Source organism: Streptomyces sp. PH9007 (assembly GCF_059813725.1).
Map to the genome: position 1 here is coordinate 1772698 of NZ_CM187440.1, position 22758 is coordinate 1795455.

Below are 22758 nucleotides of genomic sequence, written 5' to 3' on the forward strand. Positions count from 1 at the left end.
AGTCGCCCACGTCAGTCGTTCGACCTCTCGTCCCGCCCGGCCACATTGCCCGCGTTCCACTGTTCGCCGGCCGGGTCGTCGCCCGGTGGCTGCTGTCCGCCGTCCTGGTCGCCGCCCGGTTCGAGGCCGTCGGGCAGTTGCCGGTCGCCCGGGTCCTCCTCCTGGCCGTCCTCGCCCGGTTCGCCGCCCTCTTCGCCCTCTTCCGCGTCCTCGCCCCGGGGCTCGTCGCGCTGGGCGACGATGGTGCCGTTCTCGTCGATCTCCGGCAGCGCCGCCTGCGGGGTGGGCAGCAGCGCCAGGTCCGCGTTGACGGAACCGTCCTCGCCGACGCCGTAGATCGCCTCGTAGATGTTGCGCACGGCCGGTCCTGAGGCCCCCGAGCCGGTACCGGCCTGGGAGATCGTCATCACGATCGTGTAGTCCGGGGAGAAGGTGGCCAGCCAGGAGGTGGTCTGCTTGTCGCCGGACGCCTCCGCGGTACCCGTCTTGGCGTGCAGCGGGATCTCGCTCTGCGGCCAGCCCATGAAGCGCCAGCTGGCGCTTCCGGTGGTGATCACGGACTCGGTGGCGGACTGGAGGTCCGCGACGGTCTGGGCCTCGGCGGGCAGTTCGCCGTTGACCACGGGGTCGATCTCCTCCAGGACGGTGCCGTCCGCGCCGATGATGGCCTTGCCGACGGACGGCTCGTACAGGGTGCCGCCGTTGGCGATGGCCGCGTACACGGAGGCCATCTGGATGGGGGTGACCAGCACGTCGCCCTGCCCGATGGAGAAGTTGAGCATGTCACCGGCGCGCATCTTCATGCCCTCGGTGCAGTTCTCGCGGGCGATCCGGGCGGCGTAGTCCTCGCGGTCGGTCTCGGCGACCTCGCACCAGTTGTCCTTGTTCGCCTCCCAGTACTCCTGCTTCCACTGCCGGTCCGGGACGCGGCCGCTGGCCTCGTCGGGCAGGTCGATGCCGGTGCGGGCGCCGAGGCCGAAGCCGTGGGCGGTGGTGAACAGGGTGTCGTTGGGGTCGTCCTTGGGGTTGATGCCGCCGTCCCGCTCCCACTCGCGGTGCGCGATGCCGTAGAAGACGGTGTTGCAGGACACCTCGATCGCGCGGTGCAGGCTGATCATGCCGTAGCCCTGCGACTCGAAGTTCTTGAACGTCTGGTTGCCGATGCTGTACGAGGAGCCGCACTCGTAGCGGCCGTCGAAGTCGTAGCCGGCGTTGACGGCGGCGGTCGAGGTGACCACCTTGAACGTCGATCCGGGCGGGCTCTGGCCCTGGATGGCCCGGTTGAGCAGCGGGTAGTTGGAGTCGTCGCCGGTCAGCGCCTGGTAGTTCTCGGTGGTGATGCCGCCCACCCACACGTTGGGGTCGTAGTCGGGGGCGGAGGCCATGGCGACGACGCGGCCGGTGGCGTTCTCCAGGACGACCACGGCGCCGGAGTCCGCCTCGTAGGGGCGGCCGGTGATCTCGTCGGTCTGGGCGCGGGCCTCCTCCATCGCGCCGATGAGCTCCTGCTCGGCGACCGCCTGCACCCGTGAGTCGATGCTGGTGACCACGTTGGAGCCGGCCGCGGCGGCCTCGCCCTCGGCCTCGCCGATGACGCGGCCGAACTTGTCCACCTCGTAGCGGGTGACGCCGGGCTGGCCCCGCAGATAGCTGTCGTAGGTGCGTTCGAGCCCGGCGCGGCCGATCTGGTCCGAGCGCAGCAGCGGCGCGTCGGTGTCCTTCGCGTCCTCCACCTCGTCGTCGGTGACCGGGGAGAGGTAGCCGAGCACCTGCGCGGAGTGCGAGCCGTACGGGGCGGGGTAGCGGCGTACGGCGGTGGGCTCGGCGCTGACGCCGGGGAAGTCCTCGGAGCGCTCGCGGATCTGGAGCGCCTGCTGCGGGGTGGCCTCGTCGGTGATGGGGATCGGCTGGTACGGGGAGCCGTTCCAGCACGGCTGCGGGGTCTGCGCGTCGCACAGCCGGATGCGCTGGGCGATCTCCTCGTACTCCATGCCGAGGAGTTCGGCCAGCCGGGTGAGGACGGCTTCGCCGTCGTCCTTCATCCGGGTGAGCTTGGAGCGGTCGGCGGAGACGACGAGACGGGTCTCGTTGTCGGCGATGGGCACACCGCGGGCGTCGAGGATGGCGCCGCGCACGGCGGGCTGGACGACCTGCTGCACGTGGTTGCCGGCCGCGGCGGCGGCGAACTCGTCGCCCTGCCGGATCTGGAGGTACCACAGCCGGCCGCCGAGGGTCAGCAGCAGCGAGAAAACCAGTATCTGGATGATGATCAGCCGGATGGTGACGCGCGAGGTCCGTCCGGTCTCCGGGATGTTACTCACAGTCGCTTGACCCCCTTGATACGCCCCGCCCGGTTACGGGCCGAGCGACTGAGCAACGTGCTGCGCTGGCCACCGATGCGGGCGGCCTTGCCGTAGCGGGTACGCCGGCCGCCCCCGCGGGTGCTGAGCCCGGTGCCGCCCCCGAACCAGCTGGACAGGTTGTCGCCGCCGGACGAGGGGCCGCCGGAGCCGTCGCCCTTGAGCGGGTCGTTCTCCAGCCGCCGGGCCATCGCCATCACCAGCGGCACGGTGAACGGCGCGAGCAGCAGATCGTAGAGCGTGGCCGTCAGCAGCAGCCCGGTGAGCCCGACATGGCGGGCGGCGGTGTCGCCGACCAGCGCGCCGACACCCGCGTACAGCAGCGTGGAGGACAGCGCACCGCCCGCCACCACCAGCATCGGCACGGTCGCCGAACGGTGCTGCCCGGTCTCGGGCTTGGTGAGCCCGGCCGCGTAGCCGATGACACACAGCACCAGCGCGTAGCGGCCCACCGCGTGGTCGGCCGGCGGGGCCAGATCGGCGAGCAGCCCGGCGCCGAAGCCCACCAGGGCACCGCCGACGTGGCCGTACACCAGCGCGAGGCCGAGCACGGTGAGCAGCAGCAGATCGGGGACGGCTCCGGGCAGTTGCAGCCGGGCGAGGATCGTGACCTGGAGGACCAGCGCCACGACGACGAGGATCACCGCGAGGATCGTGCGGGAGACGCGCATGGTCAGCTCAATTCCTGGTGGCGGGGTCGTCGTCCTGGTCGGCGTCCTGCTCACGGCGGGCGTTGCTGTCGCCTGGGCCCGGGGACTCGCCCGGGGTGGTGCGGTTCTGCACGCCGCCGTCCTCGGTACCGTCCTCGGTGCCGTCCTCGCCCTCGTCGCCGGCGCCGGACCCGTCGCCCTGATCCGTCTTCTTGTCGCTCTCGTCGTCCGCGGACTTCTTCTCGTCCTCGGGCCGGGGCGGCAGCACCGTGTCGCGCGGGTTCTCGCGCGGCGGTTCGACGACGACGCCGACCAGGTCGAGCCGGGTGAAGGCCACGTACGGGCGGACCTGGACGGTACGGGTCAGGTCGCCCGCCGTGCGGTCCACGTTGATGACCTCGCCGACCGGGACGCCCGGCACGAACGGCTTGTCCTCGGCCGAGCCGAAGGTCACCAGCCGGTCGCCCTTCTTCACCTGCGCGGCCTGGTTGAGCAGCTGCACGTCGAGCGCGTTGTCGCCGCGCCCGGTGGCGAAGCCGAGCTCGTCGCCGCCCTCCAGACGGGTACCGACCGTGAAACCGGGGTCGTTGGCGAGCAGCACGGTGGAGGTGCTGGGGCCCACGGTGGTGACCCGGCCCACCAGGCCGTCACCGTTGAGGACCGTCATGTCGCGGGCGATGCCGTCCCTGCTGCCCGCGTCGATCGTCACCGTCCAGGAGAAGCCCTGGGTGGCGCCGATGGCGATGACCTGCGCGCCGACAATGCCGTACTGGCCGGCCCCGGCGGTCTGGAGCAGATCATCGAGCTGCTGTATGCGGGAGTCGCGGTGCGCGTCGCTGCCCAGTTGCTGGCGCAGTTCGGCGTTCTCCCGCTCCAGTTCACTGATGCGGTCGTGCCGGCCGCCGGATTCCCGGACCGCGGCGATCGCGTTCCCGACCGGGTCGACCGCCGAGGCGACGCCGTTCTCCACGGGTCCGAAGAAGGCCGCGGTGGCCTCTCTGGGCCCGTTGAGCGGGGAGTTGTCCCCACCCCTGATATCCATCGTGATCAGCGCGAAGGCGATGGATACCAGCAGGACGAGAAGCAGTCGGCTCTCTCGTGTGTCCCTCACGTGCGGCGGCCGTGCCTTTCTGGAACAGGTAGTCGATCAGATCCTCCGCCGCCGGCGGTCCGCCGCGTGGACTCGTGCGGTCCACGCGGCGGATCAAGGGCTGCGGATCACCCCCGTCTGGGGGCACCTCCCGGCCGGGGAAGGTGGTCCGGCCGGGCTGTGGCCGCGATCAGCGGCGGGGCTGGGCGTCCAGCACCTGCTGGAGCGCCTCGAACTCCTCGACGCACTTGCCGGATCCCAGCGCCACCGAGTCCAGCGGGTCCTCGGCGATGTGGATCGGCATGCCGGTCTCCCGGCGCAGCCGCTCGTCCAGGCCGCGCAGCAGGGCACCGCCGCCGGTCAGGACGATGCCGCGGTCCATGACGTCGCCGGACAGCTCGGGGGGGCACTTGTCCAGCGTCGTCTTGACGGCGTCGACGATGGAGTTGACCGGCTCCTCTATGGCCTTGCGGACCTCGGCCGAGGAGATCACCACGGTCTTGGGCAGCCCGCTGACGAGGTCGCGGCCCCGGATCTCGGTGTGCTCGTCCTCGTCCATCTCGTAGGCCGAGCCGATGGTGATCTTGATGCTCTCGGCGGTGCGCTCGCCCAGCAGGAGGCTGTACTCCTTCTTGATGTGCTGGATGATCGCGTTGTCCAGCTCGTCGCCGGCCACCCGGATGGACTGCGCGGTCACGATGCCGCCCAGCGAGATGACCGCGACCTCGGTCGTACCGCCGCCGATGTCCACCACCATGTTGCCGGTGGCCTCGTGGACCGGGAGCCCGGAGCCGATCGCGGCCGCCATCGGCTCCTCGATGATGTGCACCTGGCGGGCACCGGCCTGGGTGGACGCCTCGATGACCGCGCGCCGCTCGACTCCCGTGATGCCCGAGGGCACACAGACGACGACCCGGGGGCGGGCGAGATAACGCCGCTTGTGGATCTTGAGAATGAAGTAGCGGAGCATTCGCTCCGTGATCTCGAAATCGGCGATGACCCCGTCTTTCAGGGGGCGGACCGCGACGATGTTGCCGGGGGTCCGGCCGATCATCTTCTTCGCCTCGGCGCCGACCGCGAGAATGCCACCGGTGTTGGTGTTGATGGCGACGACCGATGGCTCATTGAGTACGATCCCGCGACCCCTGACGTACACCAGCGTATTGGCCGTCCCGAGGTCGACTGCCATGTCACGTCCGATGAACGACATATTGTTCGCCATAGGGATACATCTGGCCTTCCAGCTGGAGCGATGTGGGCGGGAGGTCGGCACGGGGGTGCGATGAACGAGGCACGCCTGGGGGTACTCCCTCGCCCGGACGGAGTCCGGGGGGAGAGTGTGGCGGCTGATGCCATCGTATCCACGGCCGGTCGAACACGGAGCGCCGGAGCGCCGCTTTCGCCATTGTCGCGGGAACCGTGCCCGCCCTCCATCATGGTGACGTCGTGTTCGGGTGACGGGTTCCCTCGTTCGACTGTACATACCACAAAGGCGGAATGCGTTCAGGCTGATGCCGCTGGTCGGACCCCGTGTCGGACTGACGGGGATTCAGCGGTGATTCAGGAGCGCCCGGGGAAGAAGATTTTCAGCTCGCGTTCGGCGGATTCTTCCGAGTCCGACGCGTGGATGAGGTTCTCCCGGACGATCGTCCCGAAGTCACCGCGAATGGAGCCGGGGGTGGCGGTGATCGGGTCGGTGGGCCCGGACAGCGTCCGCAGCCCCTCGATGACCCGCTCGCCCTCGACGGTCAGCGCCACCGACGGGCCGGACGTCATGAACTCCAGCAGCGGCTCGTAGAACGGCCGGCCCTTGTGCTCCGCGTAATGCGTCTCCAGCGTGGCCCGGTCCAGGGTGCGCAGTTCCAGCGCGGTGATGGTCCAGCCCGCCTTCTTCTCGATGCGGCCGATGATCTCGCCGATCAGGCCCCTCCTGACCGCATCCGGCTTCAGAAGGACAAGGGTGCGCTGGGACATGGGGTGGCTCCTGGGGAAACGAATCCGGGGAAGTACCGGCACCTTACCCGGGATATCGCCGCCCTCCCGCACCCGGCCCGGGGCTACGGGGCCGCAGCGGCGGCCGCCGCACCATGGGCGGCCTTGATCTCGTCCACCTTCCGGCCGAAATGGACCGATGCCCACCACAGACCGGCGAAGATCACGCCGAGCACGAACATCGCCGGCACCACGACACCGCTGGCGATCAGCGCTATCTGCAGGGCCCAGCCGAACTGCACCCCACCGGGCCGGGTGACCAGGCCGCACAGCAGCAGGCACAGCACCATGGCCGTCCCGCTCACCGCCCAGATGGTGGTCGCGGAGGTGTCGGTCAGCCGGACCGCGACCAGCGCCGCGAGCCCGATGACCAGCACTTCGGAGATCAGCGTGGAGGAACACAGCGTACGCATCAGCGGTCCCCCGCTTCCCGGCCCGCGCCGCCGGTCCGCCCCGGGCCCCGCAACAGCATTCTGGCCTCCCCGACCGTGATGACGGAGCCGGTGATCAGCACCCCGGCGCCCGCGTACTCGTCCTCCTCCTCGGCCAGCGAGATGGCCGCCTCCAGGGCGTCGTCCAGGCGCGGCTCGACCTGCACCCGGTCCTCGCCGAAGACCTCGACCGCGACGGCCGCCAGCGCGTCCACGTCCATCGCGCGGTGACTGGCGTTCCGGGTGACCACGACCTCCGTGAAGATCGGCTCGAAGGCCTCCAGCAGCCCGGTGACGTCCTTGTCGGCGCTGGGGCCCACCACGCCGATGAGCCGGCTGAAGCCGAACGCCTCCGTCACGGCCGCGGCCGCCGCCTGCGCGCCGCCAGGGTTGTGCGCGGCGTCCAGCAGCACCGTCGGGCTGGAGCGGACCACCTCAAGACGCCCCGGCGAGGTGACGGCGGCGAACGCGGCGCGCACCACGTCGATGTCCAGCGTCGCGGACGCCTGGGTGGCGCCGATGCCGAAGAACGCCTCCACCGCCGCCAGCGCCACCACCGCGTTGTGCGCCATGTGCTCACCGTGCAGCGGGAGGAAGATGTCCGGGTACTCACCGCCCAGACCGCGCAGCGTCAGCAGCTGGCCGCCCACCGCGATCTCGCGGGAGACCACGCCGAACTCCATGCCCTCGCGGGCCACGGTGGCGTCCACCTCGACGGCCCGGCGCAGGATCACCGAGGCGGCCTCGATCTGCTGCTGGGCCAGCACCACGGTGGCGTCCTGCTTGACGATCCCGGACTTCTCCACCGCGATCCGCTCCGGCGTGGGGCCGAGCCGGTCGGTGTGGTCCAGGCTGATCGGGGTGATGACGGAGACCCCGGCGTCCAGCACGTTGGTCGCGTCCCAGGTGCCGCCCATGCCGACCTCGACGACCGCCACATCCACCGGGGCGTCGGCGAAGGCCGCGTACGCCATGGCGGTCAGCACCTCGAAGAACGACAGCCGGTACTCCTGGCGGGCGTCCACCAGCTCCACGTACGGCTTGATGTCCTCGTAGGCGGCGATGAACCGCTCGGCGGACATCGGGGCGCCGTCCAGGCTGATGCGCTCGGTGATGGACTGCACGTGCGGGCTGCTGTACCGGCCGGTGCGCAGCTCGAAGCCGCCCAGCAGCGCCTCGATCATCCGGGCCGTGCTGGTCTTCCCGTTGGTGCCGGTGATGTGGATCGAGGGGTACGCGTGCTGGGGCTCGCCCAGCACGTCCATGAGTGCCTTGATCCGTTCGACGGAGGGGTCGAGCTTCGTCTCGCCCCAGCGCTTGGACAGCTCCGTCTCGACCTCGCGCAGCGCCCGGTCCACCTCCGGGTCGGCCGGCCGCTCCGGCACGCCGTCCCCGGCGGGCGGGCCCGCCTGGGTGCGCAGCGTGCGGCTGCCGGCCTCGATCACGGCGAGATCGGGGTCCCGCTGTGTCTCGGCACCGATCAGCTCCTCGAAGGCGGCGGCGTCCAGATCCTCGGGGGTGCCGGCATCGCCGGAGTCGCCGGAGTCGGGGGGCTCGGGGCGGGAGTGCTCAGTCACGATGCCAGTCTACGAACCCCCACCGACACTCACCGCCCCTTATCCGGATCGGTATCCAGGTGAGAGCCACCGGCGGGCCCCTCCGGCTCCCCGAGCACGTCGGCGGCGAGACGGCCGTCGCGCAGGGTCACGACGCGTTCGCACCGCTCGGCCACCGCCTCCTCGTGGGTGGCGATCAGCAGGGTGCAGCCGTGCTCGGCGGCCAGCCGCTGGATCAGATCCATGACGCGGGCGCTGGTGGCTGAGTCGAGATTGCCGGTGGGCTCGTCGGCGAGCAGCAGCCGGGGGCCGGCGATCAGCGCGCGGGCGATGGCCACCCGCTGCTGCTGGCCGCCGGACAGCTGGGACGGCAGCGCCTTCTCCCGCCCGTCCAGCCCGACCGCCGCCAGCAGGCCGGTGGCGCGCTCGACACGGTCGAAAGGGGTCTCGGACGCGCGGCGGGGCAGCAGCGGGGCGAGCACGTTGTCCAGCGCGGTGAGCGCGGGCAGCAGGTGGAAGCGCTGGAAGACGAAGCCGATACGTCCCCGGTAGCGGGCCAGCTCGCGGCGGCCCAGTGCGGTGATCTCCTGCTCCCCCACCCGGATCACGCCGGAGTCGGCGCGTTCCACCGCGCCGATGAGGTGCAGCAGGGTGGATTTGCCCGAGCCGGAGGGGCCGGTCAGCGCCACCGACTGCCCCGCCGGTACGTCGAGGTGCACCCCGTCCACGGCGGTGATCCGGCCCGCGCCGGCCCCGAACGTACGGTGCAGATCCTTGACGGTCACCGGAACCCCGCCGGGGCTGCTGCTGTTCATGCCGCTCATCGGTCCTGACCATCTCTCGTTTCTCGTGCGGACGGGTGTGCTCACTGACCGTCACTGACGGCTGAGCAGGGCGGCCAGCGGCAGGCCCCGTACCAGCCGGACCGGGAAAAGCGAGGCGGCCATCGCGAGCCCCACCCCGCCGGCCGCGGCCCCCAGCGCGGTGGCCAGTACGCCGGTGGGCAGTGCGCCCACCACCCACGCCACCAGGCCGGCCCCGGCGGCGGCCCCCAGGATCGCGCCGGCCGCGCCCAGCAGCGCGCCCTCGGCCAGCACCAGCCGGGTCAGCGCGCGGTCGCTCCAGCCGGTGGCGCGCAGCACGGCGAGTTCGGCGTCGCGTTCGCGCATGCCGACGTACAGGACGTCGGCGAGCGCGAAGGCGCCCAGCAGCACGGTGAGCGCGACGGCGGCGATGTCCACGGCGCGGATCTCCAGCGTCACGGCCGCCCCGAGCAGGGTGCCGGCGGCGGCGCCCTGGAAGTGCCACAGCACGGCGGTGACAAAGGTGAGGGCGGCGATGCCGACGGCGAGGGAGAGCACGGCGAGGGCAGCGCGTACCGGCACCCGGGTCACGTTCGCGAGAGCCAGCGCGGCCACCGAACGGCGGGCCCGCGCCCGCCGCCCGGCCAGCACCGGCGGGCGCAGCACCCCGGCGGGCCCAATCCGGGCGGCGCGCAGGGCCGGTCCGAGCGCGGCGAGCAGGGCGAGGGCGACGACGAGCGGCACGGTCAGCAGGACGAGGGCGGGCCGTACCGTCAGCCCGGTGAGCCCGGCCAGCGAAGGGGCCAGGACGGCCGCGAGCACGGCGGCGGTGGCCGCGACGGCGGCGACCTCGCCGAGTACGAGGGCGGCGAGCCGGCGCCCGGACCAGCCCAGGCAGGCCAGCATGCCGAGTTCGGCACGCCGGGTGCGGACGGAGGCGGCGACCAGGTTGCCGGTGAACAGCGCGCACACCAGGAGCACCAGGCCGGACAGCAGCACGCTCTTGCGGTCCGCCTCCTGGACGAGGGTCACAGCGGCGCCCTTGCGGGTCCAGTGCTCCTCGATCAGCAGGTCGGGGCGGCCGAACTGTCCGGCGGCGACCTCCACCTGGCGCGGCGCGGGCGAGGAGCCGACGGTGATGTCCACGGTGAGCCCGGTGCCGGTGGCGATGCGTTCGGCGACCTGCCGCACCCGCTCCTGGGAGGCGTCGTCCAGTCCGGTCACCCCCGCGACCCGCACCCGCACGGCGGACAGCGGTGCGGCAGCCTGCGGGGAGGCGGGATGCAGCAGGTGATCGAGGGAGGCGAGGTTGGTGAGCAGCTGGGGCGGGGTGGCGAGATACCCGGTCGGGTTGCTGTTGGGCAGCCAGGGCCGGTCCCCCAGCAGCTCCCGCGACCGCTCGTCCGCCCCGGAGGCGGCGGCGGGGCGGTAGGACTCCAGGGGCACGTCGGAGAGTTCGGAGAACTCCTGGATGGTGCCGGGGTCGAAGGTGCCGACGGCGTTTCCGCCGACGCTCGCCAGGAGCTCGGTGGTGCCATACAACTGACGGAATCCGGTGTCCCGGGTGAGCCACGGCGGCACGCCCTCCCCAAGGAACACTTCCGTCGTCCAGCTGTTCCGGGTGTTCTGGTCGGTGGTGTCGGGCCGCAGGACATCGGTACCGGGCCGGTACACGGGCGGGTCAGCCTGTTGGAGTCTGTTGAACCACACTCCGAAGTCATCCCGTTCCACCACGCCGGCGTAGGCGGTCGCGTAGTCCCTGATCTCCGAGCCGAGCGGCTCGACCGGCACCTGCGGCAGTTGTTGTTCCATGTCGGCGGATGTTCTGCCGGGCAGGTCGGCGGCGTCCATGGCGAGGCGGCCGACATCGACGCGTACGGACTCCTCGGTCTGCGGCTGTGATGACACCAGCATCGGTATGTCGACCCGATCCATCCCGGGGTGCCCGTCCGTCACCTGCGGCGGGTCGGCGGTGAGATAGTCACCCTTCACCATGGCCGAGTCGAGTCCGACCAGAGCTGCCTCGGACGCCGGATCGATGACAGCCGCCAGCAGCGTCGTGGGCCAGGGGATCCGGATGACGGCCCGTTCGCCGACCTTCGGGTGGTCGACCTCGCCCGTACCGGTGGTGGAGAAGGATCCGTCCTCCCGCCACTCGACCACGATCAGCCGGTCCCGGCCTTCGGACGTCAGTGGATCGGCACGGTGAGCGTAGTGGTCGAGTCGGCACAGAGGCAGCACATCCCCATGGGGCAGGATTTCCGCGGCCGGACGACTGTCCTGGCAGCCGCCTGTGTCGATGCGCAGCACTTCGCCGTCGAGCAGATAGCCGTCCTCCAGCATCACTCCATCCGAGAACGGAACCTTACGGGGCTCCAGGACGCGATTCTTGGTGACGTACACGAAGTCCGGCCCGGGATCCAGCGCCTGGGTCAGCCCACGATCGGCGGTCCAGGTGCGGTCCAGTCTGAGCAACTGCTGGTCCAGAGCGGGATCCAGCGACTCCGTGATGTCCACGTCGATCCACAGATCCGTCCTGTGGTAGCCCAGCATGGCGATCGGGGCCGCCACCTCCACTCCGTCAAGGGCGGCTATGCGCTCCCACTCCTCCAGGGTGATCCCGCCGAACTGGGCGGACAGAAAGTTCGGCCGGACCTCGCCCGCCTGCGCTTCCAGTTCGCTGGTGGCGTCCACCGGGCGGACCAGGATGTCGTACGCGGCCCGGAAGTTGGCGTCCGCCGTGGCCTGCACCCGCAGCCGGGAGGTGTCGACGGAGCCGGTGAGCAGGACGAACCCCATGCTCGCCACCAGCACGCCGGCGAGTAGCGTCACCGCCCGTGCGGAACGGCGGCGCAGTTGTTGGGTGATCAGGGCGAGCACGGGATCCTCAGGGGTGGGATGACCAGGCGGTCACGGAGTCTTGTAGCAGCAGCCGGACGGTATCCACGGGCAGGTGGTGCACTCCCGCTTGCGGTTGTTCCAGATGTTGGTCCCCGGGTACCCGGGGCACGCGGTGCCCACCTGGCAGTCGTACTGCGTCGCGGCCTCGGTCGTGGCCGATGGCAGTACGCGCCGCAGGGCGGCGTCGGCGAGCTGGTTCAGCAACTTCATCGTTCTCACCCTTCCTGTGTCCCGGACGGCGGCCCGGCGGGCCGCCGTTCCTCGTGGCGGACACCGTAGAGACCCCGCGCACACAGTCGGTACACCGGACACCGCTCCGTCCCTCGAAACGCTTCGACAGCACGGGCCCGTCGACCGGCCGGAAACGGCGAGCCGCATCCTGCCCAGCACACCGGTTCCCAGGTGAAGCGCTTCACCTCTATGGTCGGACCTTGCGTCACCGGCAACATTCGTTCCGTAGTTCCCCAGGGGTGGGAGAAGTCTTCGATGATGCCCGAACCGCGACTCGTTTTCCGGCTGTTGGGTCCTGTGGAGATCTGTACCGGGGAGGGGAAGCCACCGCCGCGGGTCGGGAAGCCGCAGGCCGTGCTCGCCATGCTGCTGCTGCGGCCCAACCAGGCGGTGTCCTTCGACACCCTGAGCGAGGCGCTGTGGGAGGGCGAACCGCCGCTGTCCGCGCTGTCGAACCTGCGCACCTACGTCCACCGGCTGCGCCGGGCCCTGCCCGGCGACGGCGCCGACATCCTGCTCAGCCATCCGGGCGGCGGCTACGAGTTACGCCTGTCCCCGCACGACAGCGACCATCTGGTCTTCGGCCGGCTCGTGCACCGGGGCCGCAATCTGCTCGCCGCCGCTGACCCGCACGGCGCCGCCGTCGCCCTGCGCCGTGCGCTGGAGCTGTGGCGCTCCGAGCACGCCGCCACCGGCCTTGACCGGCGCGGGCCGCTCGCCGCCGAACTCGCCCACCTCGACATCAAGCGGCTGCGCGCCCTGGAGGATCTGGCTGGCATCTGGCTCGAACTAGGCGAACCGCGCCGCGCGCTGGACACAGCCTGGCAGGCCGTGACCGCCGACCCGCTGCGCACCCGCGGCTGGCAGTACGTGCTGCGCGCCCACCACCGGCTCGGCGAGCACGGCCGACTCACCGAGTCGTACGCGATGGCCCGCGCCGCCTTCCGCGACGGGCTCGGCCGCGACCCCGACGCCGAACTCGCCGAGCTGTGCGAGCGCTTGATGTATCGGCCATATGCGGGGACCTCCTAACGTTCGGGGCCGTCCAGCCACCGAGGCGAGGGGCGCCGATGACGTATGTCCTGCTGAGCTGCCAGGTGTTGCTGGCCGTGGTCTTCCTGGTGTCCGCGACCGGCAAGCTGCGCCCGGCCGGGGTCCGCGCCCTGCGTCGTACCCTGCGCGAACTCGGCCTGCCCGCCCGCCTGATCCCGCTCACCGCCACCGCTGTCATCACCGCCGAGGCCGCCGCCGGTCTGCTGGTGCTGCCGACCCCCACCGCCCCCTACGGCCTGGTGCTCGCCGCGCTGCTGCTGGCGGCGCTCACCGCCGGTGTGGCCCGGGTCGTCATCGGGCGGCGGGCGGTCAGCTGCGCCTGCTTCGGGCCCAGCGTCCGGCCGCTGCGCGGCGTCCATCTGGTGCGCAACGGGGTGCTGCTGCTCGCCGCCGGGTGCGGCCTGGCGCTGCTGCCCGCCGCCGGGCCCGCGCACGCCGAGGTGCTGGCCGTGTCGATCGCGGCCGGTTCGGTGGCGGCGCTGGTCCTCATCGGCCTGGACGACATCACGGAGTTGTTCCTCCCCTCCCCCACCTCTCCGCCCACGCTCAGGAGCCCGAAATGATCGCGCTGGTGCTGTCCGTTCTCGCACTGTGTGTCACCGCGCTCAATCTGCTGCTGTCCTACGGCATCATCCGCCGGTTGCGCGCGGACCAGGACCGCAACGCGGGCGACCCGCGCGCCGGTGTCCGCATCGCGCTGCCCTCCGGGTCCCCCACCCTGGTCGGCTTCTTCTCCCCCGGCTGCGGCGCGTGCGAGGACCTGCTGCCGGCCTTCACCGACGCCGCCAAAGCACACCCGGGCGGAACGGAGAAGGTCACCGCCGTGGTCGTCGAGGTGGACCCGGAATCCGACAGCCGGACCTATCTGGACACGCTCTCCCCGGTCGCGCGGGTGCTGCGGGTCCCGCTCAACTCCCCCTGGATCAGCGCCTTCCAGGTGGACGGCTTCCCGCGGGTCCACGCCCTCACCGAGGACGGCGCGCTGCGCTGGTCCGCGCTGGTCCCCGCCGACCTCGAACGGCGGCTCGCGGGGTGAGGGAGTCCGCCCGTACCGCGTTCTCGCTTGCGCTGCGCGCCCGCCCCGCCGTACTCGCCGCCACCCTCGTGCTCACCATCGTCGAGGCCCTGGTCCCGGTGGCCGCCGCCTGGTGCACCGCGCGCCTCGTGGACGGGCTGACCGGCGGCGAACCGGCGCTGGCCGGGTACGCGTCCGGGCTCGCCGCCTGCGGGGTCCTGGCCGCGCTGCTGCCGTACGTCCAGCGGCTCGCCCAGGGCGAACTCGCCCGCGCCGTCGCTCGGCAGGCGCAGAACCGCCTCTTCCGCGCTGTCACCGCCCAGCCGGGCCTGGCCTGGTACGAGAACCCCGACCGGCTCACCCAGCTGCGGCAGGCGCAGGACTGCGGGCAGCACACCCCGACCGATCTGCTGGAGTGCGCGATGGCGCTGGTGCGTTCGGCGCTCACCCTCCTCGGCTTCGCCGCCGTGCTGATCGGCATTCACCCCACGCTGGCCGCCCTGGTCGCGGTGGGCACGGTGCCCAAGCTGCTCGCCGAGATCCGGGTGGCGCGGATCAGAGCCGGTGCCGTGCACGGGCTCACCGCGCACCAGCGGCGCGAGGTGTTCTACATGCTGCTGCTGGCGGACGTGCCGGGAGCCAAGGAGGTACGGCTGTTCGGCATCGGCGAGTTGCTGCGCCGCCGGATGACGGCGCAGCGGCGCCTCGCCGACCGGGAGCGGCTGCGGCTCGATGTGCGGGAACTGCTGCTGAACGGGCTGCCGACCCTGATCACCGCCGGGGTGGCGGCGGCCGGCCTGCTGTGGGCGGTGGGGCAGGTCAGGGACGGGGCGCTGAGCGTCGGTGAACTGACCCTGGTGGTCGCGGCGATCGCCTCCGTGCAGAGCACGCTGGGCACCCTGGTCGGCGCCGTCGCGAGCGGGCACCAGCACCTGCTCGTCTTCCGCGCCTACACGGACCTCGTGGCCGCGCCGCCCGTGCTCACGACGCGCGAACCGGCCCGGCCGATCGGCCCGTTGCGCGGGGCGGTGGAACTGCGCGACGTGTGGTTCCGGTACGGGCCGGACCACCCGTGGATTCTCCGGGGCGTGAACCTGCGCATCGCGGCCGGCGAGTCCCTGGGCCTGGTCGGGGTGAACGGCGCGGGCAAGAGCACGCTGATCAAGCTGCTGTGCCGGTTCTACGACCCGGAGCGCGGCAGTGTCCGCTGGGACGGCACCGATCTGCGCGACATACGGCCGGAGGCGCTGCGCGAGCGGCTGAGCGTCGTCTACCAGGACCACATGAACTACGAGATGACGGCGGCCGAGAACATCGGCCTCGGCGACCCGGCGCACGCCGATGACCAGCGGCGCGTGACGGAAGCGGCGCGCCGGGCGGGTATCCATGATGTGCTGGCGGCGCTGCCGGCCGGCTACCGGACCATGCTCAGCCGCGGCTACTTCGGCGACAGCGGCGAGGACGACGGCGTGGTGCTGTCGGGCGGGCAGTTCCAGCGCCTGGCCCTGGCCCGTTCCCTGATGCGCGAGGACCGGGACCTGTTCGTCCTGGACGAGCCGACGTCCGGTCTCGACCCCCTCGCCCAGGCGGAGGTCGGCCGGCTGATCCACCACCACGGCGCGGGGCGCACCCGGGTGCTCGTCTCGCACCGGCTGAGCGAGATCCGCGACGCCGACCGGATCGCGGTGCTCGCGGACGGCCGGATCGCCGAACTCGGCACGCACGCGCAGCTGCTGGCGGCGGGCGGCCACTACGCGACGGCGTTCCGCAGCCAGGCGGCGGGCTTCCAGCTGGACGGCGCGTGACCGGGCGCCGGGGCAGACGGGGACAGTGGGCGTGCTCCGTGGCCGCGATCGTCGCCGGCGGCGCGCTGCTGCGGTGGGCACGCCGGGGGTTCCTGTACAGCACCGTCGAGGGGCGCAGCATGGAGCCCACCCTGTACGCCGGGGACCGGCTGCTGGTGCGGCGGGTGGCGGCGGGGCGATTGCGGGTGGGGGACCTGGTGGTGTGCCCGGTGCGGTTGCCCGGCGGTGCCGTGTTCCTTCCGCCGCCCGGGGAGAGTGTCCCCCGGCTGTGGGTGAAGCGGCTGGCCGCGCTGCCCGGGGACCCGATGCCCCCGGGCATGGTGGCCGCAGGATACGGCGGTACGGTGCCGCCGGGTGTCGCCGTCCTGCTCGGCGACAACCCGGCGGCCAGTACCGACTCGCGGGCCGTGGGGCCCTTCCCGCTGGACCGGGTGCTGGGACGGGTGGCGTGGCGGGCCGGGGTCAGCCGGGGAGGTTCGCCAGCTGCGCGGTCAGGCGGGTGATGTCGGCCTCGGCCGCCGCCTTGCGCGTCTTGATCTTCTCGACCACCTCGGCCGGGGCCTTGGCCAGGAAGCCCTCGTTGCCCAGCTTGGCCGTCGCCTGCTTCAGCTCCTTCTCGGCCACGCCCAGGTCCTTCGTCAGCCGCTTGCGCTCGGCCTCGAAGTCGATGGCGCCCGACAGGTCCAGGGCCACGACCGCGCCCGCCACCGGCAGCGAGGCGGTGGCCGCGAAGCCGTCACCGGCCGGGTTGAGGCGCAGCAGCGCCCGCACGGCCTCCTCATGCGCGGTCAGGCCCGTGCCGGACAGGTCCAGGGTGGCCGGCACCCGCTGCCCCGGCTGGAGCCCCTGGTCCGCGCGGAACCGGCGGACCTCGGTGACCAGCTTGCGGACGGTGGCGAGTTCGTCCTCGGCCGCCGCGTCGCGGAAGCCGCTGTCCTGCGGCCAGGAGGCGATGACCAGCGACTCGCCGCCGGTGAGGGTGGTCCACAGCTCCTCGGTGACGAACGGGATCACCGGGTGGAGCAGCCGGAGCGTGGCGTCCAGGACCTCGCCGAGCACCCGCCGGGATGCCTCGGCCGGACGGCCGCCGGCCGCGAAGACCGTCTTGGACAGTTCGACGTACCAGTCGAAGACCTCGTCCCACGCGAAGTGGAACAGCAGATCGCTGGCCTTGGCGAACTCGTAGCTCTCGTAGGCGGCGTCGGCCTCGGCGATGACGGTGTTCAGCCGGGACAGAATCCAGCGGTCGGTGGCCGACAGTTCGGCGGTCTCCGGCAGCGGGCCCTCCACGGTGGCGCCGTTGATGAGCGCGAACCGGGTGGCGTTCCAGATCTTGTTGGCGAAGTTGCGGGAGGCCTGGACCCAGTCCTCGCCGATCGGCACGTCCGCGCCGGGGTTGGCGCCGCGGGCCAGGGTGAAGCGGACGGCGTCGGCGCCGTACTTGTCCATCCAGTCCAGCGGGTCCACCGAGTTGGGGTTGGACTTGGACATCTTCTTGCCGAACTCGTCGCGCACCAGTCCGGTCAGCGCGATGGTGTGGAACGGCTCCTTGCCGTCCATCGCGTACAGACCGAACATCATCATCCGGGCGACCCAGAAGAAGATGATGTCGTGGCCGGTCAGCAGGACATCGGTGGAGTAGAACTTCTCCAGGTCCGGCGTCTGCTCGGGCCAGCCCAGGGTGGAGAACGGCCACAGGCCGGAGGAGAACCAGGTGTCCAGGACATCGCTGTCCTGGGTCCAGCCCTCGCCGCTCGGCGGCTGCTCGTCGGGCCCGACACACACCGTCTCGCCGTCGGGGCCGTACCAGACGGGGATGCGGTGACCCCACCACAGCTGGCGCGAGATGCACCAGTCGTGCATGTTGTCGACCCAGTCGAAGTAGCGCTTCGACAGCTCCGGCGGGTGGATGGCGACCCGGCCGTCGCGCACCGCGTCACCGGCGGCCTTGGCCAGCGGCTCGACCTTGACCCACCACTGCATGGACAGCCGCGGCTCGACCGTGGTCTTGCAGCGCGAGCAGTGGCCCACGGAGTGCAGGTAGGGGCGCTTCTCCGCGACGATCCGGCCCTGTTCGCGCAGCGCCGCGACGATCGTGGAGCGCGCCTCGAAGCGGTCCAGACCCTCGAACGGGCCGCGCACGGTGATCACACCGCGCTCGTCCATGACGGTGAACGAGGGCAGGCCGTGGCGCTGGCCGATGGCGAAGTCGTTGGGGTCGTGGGCCGGGGTGACCTTGACCGCGCCGGTGCCGAACTCCGGGTCGACGTGGGCGTCGGCGACGACCGGGATGGTGCGGTCGGTCAGCGGCAGCTTGATCCGCCGACCGATGAGATGGGCGTACCGCTCGTCGTCCGGGTGGACGGCCACGGCGGTGTCGCCCAGCATCGTCTCGGCGCGGGTGGTGGCCACCACGAGGGAGTCCTCGCCGTCGCCGTAGCGGATGGAGACCAGCTCGCCGGCGTCCTCCTGGTAGTCGACCTCGATGTCGGAGATCGCCGTCATGCAGCGCGGGCACCAGTTGATGATGCGCTCGGCGCGGTAGATCAGCCCGTCGTCGAACAGCCGCTTGAAGATGGTGAGGACGGCGCGGGAGAGCCCGTCGTCCATGGTGAAGCGTTCACGGGACCAGTCGACGCCGTCGCCGAGCCGCCGCATCTGGCCCAGGATGCGCCCGCCGTACTCCTGCTTCCACTTCCAGACCCGCTCGACGAACTCCTCGCGCCCCACGTCGTGCCGGGACTTGCCCTCCTCGGCGAGCTGCTGCTCGACCTTGTTCTGGGTGGCGATGCCGGCGTGGTCCATGCCGGGCAGCCACAGCGCCTCGTACCCCTGCATCCGCTTGCGGCGGGTGAGGGCGTCCATGAGGGTGTGCTGGAAGGCGTGGCCCAGGTGGAGCGTGCCGGTGACGTTCGGCGGCGGGATGACGATGGTGTACGGGGGCTTGTCGCTGGAGGCGTCGGCCTCGAAGTAACCGCGCTCTACCCAGCGCTCGTACAGCGGCCCCTCTACCTCGGCCGGCGCGTACTGCGTCGGGAGTTCGGTGGCGGCGCTGTGGTGCCCGGGGGTGGCGGGCGGCTGAGTGTTCTCGGTCACGGAGCCCAGTCTACGGGCGGGGTGGGCCGCTCCTCGAATCGGTTGCGGGGCGGTGGGCCGGGGCGCCCGCGAGGGTGCGGACCGCCTTCCCATCTGCGGCACAATGCCGGGTACATGAGGCATCCGGTCAGATGAGATGCCGGCCACACGGGGATCACCATGACGCAGCCACCGCCCGGACCGTACGGATCGCAGCAGCCGCCCCAGCACGGGTACGGCACGCCGCAGCCACCCTCCGCACCGTACGGGGGTGCGCCGTACGGGGCCCCGCAGTACGGGGGCGCGCCGTACGGGCAGGTTCCGCCGCCGCCCGCCGGCCCCGCCTCCGGCGGCGGCAAGGGCAAGATGATCGGTATCACCGCCGGTGTGCTCACCCTCGCCGCCGCGCTCGGCGTCGGGCTGGTGCTGGTCCTGAACGGCGACGACGGCCCCTCGCTCAAGGACGACGGCACGACGTACACGCTGGCCACCCCGGAGGAGATCGGCGGCTACGCGCTGACGTACGGCGACGAGACCGACGAGTTCTTCACCTCGGAGGAGGCGCGCCGGGTCGGCTTCACCGAGGAGGGCGCGGCCATGGCCACCTACGCCCAGGACGAGTCGTCCGAGGACTCCAACCTCCTCTTCTTCCAGGGCTCCTGGGGCACGGTGACGGACCCGGCGAACACCCCCGGCGAGATGTTCGCGATGATCGCCGAGGACCTGAACGAGGACGCGGACGAGGACGACCGGGTGGAACTCGTCGGCTCCCCCTCCTCCATGAGCCCCAGCGGCCTGCACAACGCGGCGCTCTCCTGCCAGGAGATGAAGCCGGTCCAGCCGGAACCGGGCGAGCCCGAGGTCTCCTTCGTCTGCATCTGGAGCGACTACAGCACGATCGGTGTGGTGTACGGCATTCCCGGCACCGCCGAGGGCACCGCCCCGCTGAATCTGGAACGGACCGCCGAACTCGCCTCCGAGCTGCGCGCTTTCGCGCTGGTCGAGGTTCCGGCCGGGGACGGCGCGCCCAGCGAGGACTGACCGCCGCCGGGAGAGCGCACGGGGGCGGATGTACACGGGGGCATTTCGTCGGACAGGATGAGCGGTAACGCTTGTCGCAGTGATAAGGGGAAAAACCCATGAGTCAGTACCAGCCGGGCCCGTACGGGCAGCAGCCCCCGCAGGGCCAGCCCGGCCAGCCCGGCCCGTACGGGGCACCGCCGCCGCCGGGTCCGCCCGGTGGCGCGCCCAACCCGTACGCGCAGGGCGGCGCTCCGGGAGCACCCAGCGGGCCGGGCTACGGCTACCCGCAGCAGCAGCCGGGACAGCCGGGCCCGCCCCCGCCGCCTGGCGCGTACCCCGGACAGCCGGGCCAGCCGGGTCAGCCGCAGGGCGCCCCCTACGGCCAGCCCCAGGCACCGGGCCCGTACGGCCAGCAGCCCCCGCAGGGCCCGCCCGGCCAGTACCCGGGCCAGCCGCCCTACGGCCAGGTGCCGCCCCCGCCCTCCGGCGGCGGCAACGGCAAGAAGGCCGGGATCATCGTGGGCGCCCTGGCCGTGGTGGCCGCGCTCGCGGTCGGCGGTGTGGTGCTGCTCGGCGGTGACGACGAGAAGAGCGAGACGCTCGTCGGCTACTCGCTGAGCTTCCCCCAGATGACCGGTGAGTTCGTTCAGATCGAGTCCCAGGAAAGCTCTGGCATGACGGAGGAGGAGCTGGCTCAGTTCGGGCTCGGCCCCGATGCTCAGGGCGCCAGCTCCAACTACCTCGCCGGGGCCGACCCCACCGAACTGGACGCGATGACCGACCCGTCGGAGATCGAGGACACCGTCCTGACCTCCATGGTCGGTGTGGGTCTGTGGGGCGAGATCGAGAACCCCGAGGCCACCGTCGACGCACTGCTCGCCTACGCCGCCGAGGAGGCGACCGCCAGCGAGGACGGCGAGCTCGTGGGCAGCCCGGAAACGGTCAAGCCCAGCGGGCTGAACGGCGCGACGATGAAGTGCCAGTACGCGGAGGTCGAGGACGCCTTCATCGGCGAGGCCGTGCAGGTCCCGGTCTGTGTCTGGGCGGACAACAGCACCATGGGCTTCGCCGCGTTCCAGAAGCAGCAGGGTGTGGAGACCGCGATGGAGATGTCCATCGACGAGGCCGCCAACGCCACCGCGCAGCTGCGTTCCGACTCGCTCGTCGCCCCCAGCGGCAGCTGACGGTTCACGCACAGCTCACGCGTCGACGGCGGGGCCCGGACACCACATACTCGGTGTCCGGGCCCCGCCGTCGTACGTGCCGCTGTCGTATCCCTCCGCGCCGGGTACGGACGCTCAGGCCGTCTTCTCCTGCGGCGGAACGCCGCTGCTGCCCCGCTGCTTCGCCAGGCGCGAGCGCGGCACCAGCGTCGGGTTCACGTTGGAGCGGACCACGTCCTCGGTGATCACCACGCGGCCCACATCCTGGCGGGACGGGACCTCGTACATCACCGACATCAGGACCTCTTCCATGATGGCGCGCAGCCCGCGCGCCCCGGTGCCGCGCAGGATCGCCTGGTCGGCGATCGCCTCCAGCGCGGGGAGGTCGAACTCCAGCTCGACGCCGTCCAGTTCGAACAGCCGCTGGTACTGCTTGACCAGCGCGTTGCGCGGCTCCACCAGGATCCGCAGCAGCGCCTCGCGGTCGAGGTTGTGCACCGAGGTGATGATCGGCAGCCGGCCGATGAATTCCGGGATCATCCCGTACTTCACCAGATCCTCGGGCAGCGCGTCCGACAGCAGCTCCGCCGTGTCCCGCTCCCGCTTGGAACGGATGTCGGCGCCGAAGCCGATGCCGCGGCCGCCCGAACGGGCCCGGATGATCTCGTCGAGACCCGCGAACGCGCCGCCCACGATGAAGAGCACATTCGAGGTGTCGATCTGGAGGAACTCCTGGTGCGGGTGCTTGCGCCCGCCCTGCGGCGGCACCGCCGCGGTCGTCCCCTCCAGGATTTTCAGCAGCGCCTGCTGCACGCCCTCACCGGACACATCGCGGGTGATCGACGGATTCTCGCTCTTGCGGGCGACCTTGTCGATCTCGTCGATGTAGATGATGCCCTGTTCGGCCTTCTTGATGTCGTAGTCGGCCGCCTGGATCAGCTTCAGCAGGATGTTCTCGACGTCCTCGCCGACATATCCCGCCTCGGTGAGCGCCGTGGCGTCGGTGATGGCGAACGGCACATTCAGCATCCGGGCCAGCGTCTGCGCCAGCAGGGTCTTGCCGGAGCCGGTCGGGCCCAGCAGCAGGATGTTGGACTTGCCGAGCTCGATCTCCTCGTCGCGCGCCGCGCCCGCCTCGGTCTCGCTGGCCCGCACCCGCTTGTAATGGTTGTAGACGGCCACCGACAGGGCGCGCTTCGCGTCGTCCTGGCCGACCACATAGCTTTCCAGGAAGTCGTAGATCTCGCGCGGCTTCGGCAGCTCACTCAGCTCCGAACCGGGCGATTCCGCCAGCTCTTCCTCGATGATCTCGTTGCACAGGTCGATGCATTCATCGCAGATATAGACCCCCGGACCCGCGATGAGCTTCTTCACCTGTTTCTGGCTCTTGCCGCAGAACGAGCACTTGAGCAGATCGCCGCCATCACCGATGCGTGCCACGAGGTGCTTCCCCTTCGCCTGCGCACCGCCGGGGAGACGGTGCCTGGTGCTTGCTTAGACGACGGTACCTTGTCGCCCCGACGGAATGGCCCCCCTTGGCGGGAATCCCCCGGCTCGGGGGCCTTCCCGTCCAAAAGGGGCGGCCAGTTACAGCCTTGTACTGCCTCTTG

General features: G+C 71.4%; 19 protein-coding genes. 7 read left to right on the forward strand and 12 right to left on the reverse strand.

Translation table 11 applies throughout. The annotated features are described in order from the left end of the window. Positions 1-11: 11 nt before the first annotated feature. The 10 genes from mrdA to ACTFAP_RS08010 form a co-directional block, all read right to left on the reverse strand. Positions 12-2321 carry a penicillin-binding protein 2 gene (gene mrdA / locus ACTFAP_RS07965; protein WP_495684010.1) on the reverse strand — a complete coding sequence of 770 codons (2310 nt, stop codon included), beginning with the start codon at positions 2319-2321 and terminating at the stop codon, positions 12-14. After that, on the reverse strand, positions 2318-3031 hold the full coding sequence (gene mreD, locus ACTFAP_RS07970; protein WP_451752029.1) for a rod shape-determining protein MreD: 714 nt from the start codon (positions 3029-3031) through the stop codon (positions 2318-2320). The genes mrdA and mreD overlap by 4 nt, the downstream gene beginning before the upstream one ends. Positions 3032-3038: 7 nt before the next feature. Beyond that, positions 3039-4121, reverse strand: coding sequence for a rod shape-determining protein MreC (gene mreC / locus ACTFAP_RS07975; protein WP_390116301.1), 1083 nt, complete (start codon positions 4119-4121; stop codon positions 3039-3041). Positions 4122-4290: 169 nt separating this feature from the next. Continuing rightward, a complete protein-coding gene (locus tag ACTFAP_RS07980) occupies positions 4291-5310 on the reverse strand; it encodes a rod shape-determining protein (protein WP_030725649.1) in 1020 nt (339 codons plus the stop codon). A 350-nt stretch (positions 5311-5660) separates the two neighbouring features. After that, positions 5661-6074 (reverse strand): nucleoside-diphosphate kinase, encoded by a 414-nt coding sequence (gene ndk, locus ACTFAP_RS07985; RefSeq protein ID WP_390116299.1) that lies wholly within the window; start codon positions 6072-6074, stop codon positions 5661-5663. An 83-nt stretch (positions 6075-6157) separates the two neighbouring features. Continuing rightward, positions 6158-6505 (reverse strand): DUF4233 domain-containing protein, encoded by a 348-nt coding sequence (locus tag ACTFAP_RS07990; RefSeq protein ID WP_390116297.1) that lies wholly within the window; start codon positions 6503-6505, stop codon positions 6158-6160. Then, complete coding sequence (gene folC / locus ACTFAP_RS07995; protein WP_495684915.1) at positions 6505-8031, reverse strand: bifunctional tetrahydrofolate synthase/dihydrofolate synthase; 1527 nt, start codon at positions 8029-8031, stop codon at positions 6505-6507. The genes ACTFAP_RS07990 and folC overlap by 1 nt, the downstream gene beginning before the upstream one ends. A 98-nt stretch (positions 8032-8129) precedes the next feature. Further along, positions 8130-8894, reverse strand: a complete 765-nt coding sequence (locus tag ACTFAP_RS08000; RefSeq protein ID WP_500468601.1) for an ABC transporter ATP-binding protein — start codon at positions 8892-8894, stop codon at positions 8130-8132. Between the two features lie 60 nt (positions 8895-8954). Beyond that, entirely contained in the window at positions 8955-11762 is a 2808-nt protein-coding gene (locus ACTFAP_RS08005; RefSeq protein WP_500468602.1) for an FtsX-like permease family protein, read from the reverse strand. A gap of 30 nt (positions 11763-11792) precedes the next feature. Then, positions 11793-11993, reverse strand: coding sequence for a hypothetical protein (locus ACTFAP_RS08010; RefSeq protein ID WP_500468603.1), 201 nt, complete (start codon positions 11991-11993; stop codon positions 11793-11795). A 384-nt stretch (positions 11994-12377) separates the two neighbouring features. Here ACTFAP_RS08010 and ACTFAP_RS08015 point away from each other — a divergent pair, with 384 nt between their 5' ends. The 5 genes from ACTFAP_RS08015 to ACTFAP_RS08035 are packed head-to-tail and all read left to right on the forward strand — an operon-like array spanning position 12378 to position 16390. Beyond that, entirely contained in the window at positions 12378-13046 is a 669-nt protein-coding gene (locus ACTFAP_RS08015; RefSeq protein WP_500469435.1) for an AfsR/SARP family transcriptional regulator, read from the forward strand. Between the two features lie 38 nt (positions 13047-13084). Beyond that, positions 13085-13630 carry a MauE/DoxX family redox-associated membrane protein gene (locus tag ACTFAP_RS08020; RefSeq protein WP_500468604.1) on the forward strand — a complete coding sequence of 182 codons (546 nt, stop codon included), beginning with the start codon at positions 13085-13087 and terminating at the stop codon, positions 13628-13630. Beyond that, entirely contained in the window at positions 13627-14103 is a 477-nt protein-coding gene (locus ACTFAP_RS08025) for a thioredoxin domain-containing protein (protein ID WP_500468605.1), read from the forward strand. Before ACTFAP_RS08020 ends, ACTFAP_RS08025 begins: the two co-directional genes overlap by 4 nt. Continuing rightward, a complete protein-coding gene (locus tag ACTFAP_RS08030; protein ID WP_500468606.1) occupies positions 14100-15887 on the forward strand; it encodes an ABC transporter ATP-binding protein in 1788 nt (595 codons plus the stop codon). The genes ACTFAP_RS08025 and ACTFAP_RS08030 overlap by 4 nt, the downstream gene beginning before the upstream one ends. A gap of 38 nt (positions 15888-15925) precedes the next feature. Then, positions 15926-16390, forward strand: a complete 465-nt coding sequence (locus ACTFAP_RS08035; protein ID WP_500468607.1) for a S26 family signal peptidase — start codon at positions 15926-15928, stop codon at positions 16388-16390. Here ACTFAP_RS08035 and ACTFAP_RS08040 read toward each other — a convergent pair. Then, positions 16350-18983: a valine--tRNA ligase gene (locus ACTFAP_RS08040; RefSeq protein ID WP_400009726.1), complete on the reverse strand. Its 2634-nt coding sequence runs from the start codon at positions 18981-18983 to the stop codon at positions 16350-16352. The genes ACTFAP_RS08035 and ACTFAP_RS08040 overlap by 41 nt on opposite strands. A 159-nt stretch (positions 18984-19142) precedes the next feature. Here ACTFAP_RS08040 and ACTFAP_RS08045 point away from each other — a divergent pair, with 159 nt between their 5' ends. Both ACTFAP_RS08045 and ACTFAP_RS08050 read left to right on the forward strand, forming a co-directional pair. Then, positions 19143-20003 carry a hypothetical protein gene (locus tag ACTFAP_RS08045; RefSeq protein WP_500468608.1) on the forward strand — a complete coding sequence of 287 codons (861 nt, stop codon included), beginning with the start codon at positions 19143-19145 and terminating at the stop codon, positions 20001-20003. Positions 20004-20101: 98 nt separating this feature from the next. Further along, on the forward strand, positions 20102-21169 hold the full coding sequence (locus tag ACTFAP_RS08050) for a hypothetical protein (protein WP_495684015.1): 1068 nt from the start codon (positions 20102-20104) through the stop codon (positions 21167-21169). Positions 21170-21283: 114 nt separating this feature from the next. On the opposite strand, the gene clpX is transcribed toward ACTFAP_RS08050, so the two are convergent. Next, the gene (gene clpX / locus ACTFAP_RS08055; RefSeq protein WP_390116287.1) at positions 21284-22588 is read right to left on the reverse strand and encodes an ATP-dependent Clp protease ATP-binding subunit ClpX; all 1305 of its coding nucleotides are present in this window, start codon (positions 22586-22588) and stop codon (positions 21284-21286) included. Between the last annotated feature and the right edge of the window lie 170 nt (positions 22589-22758).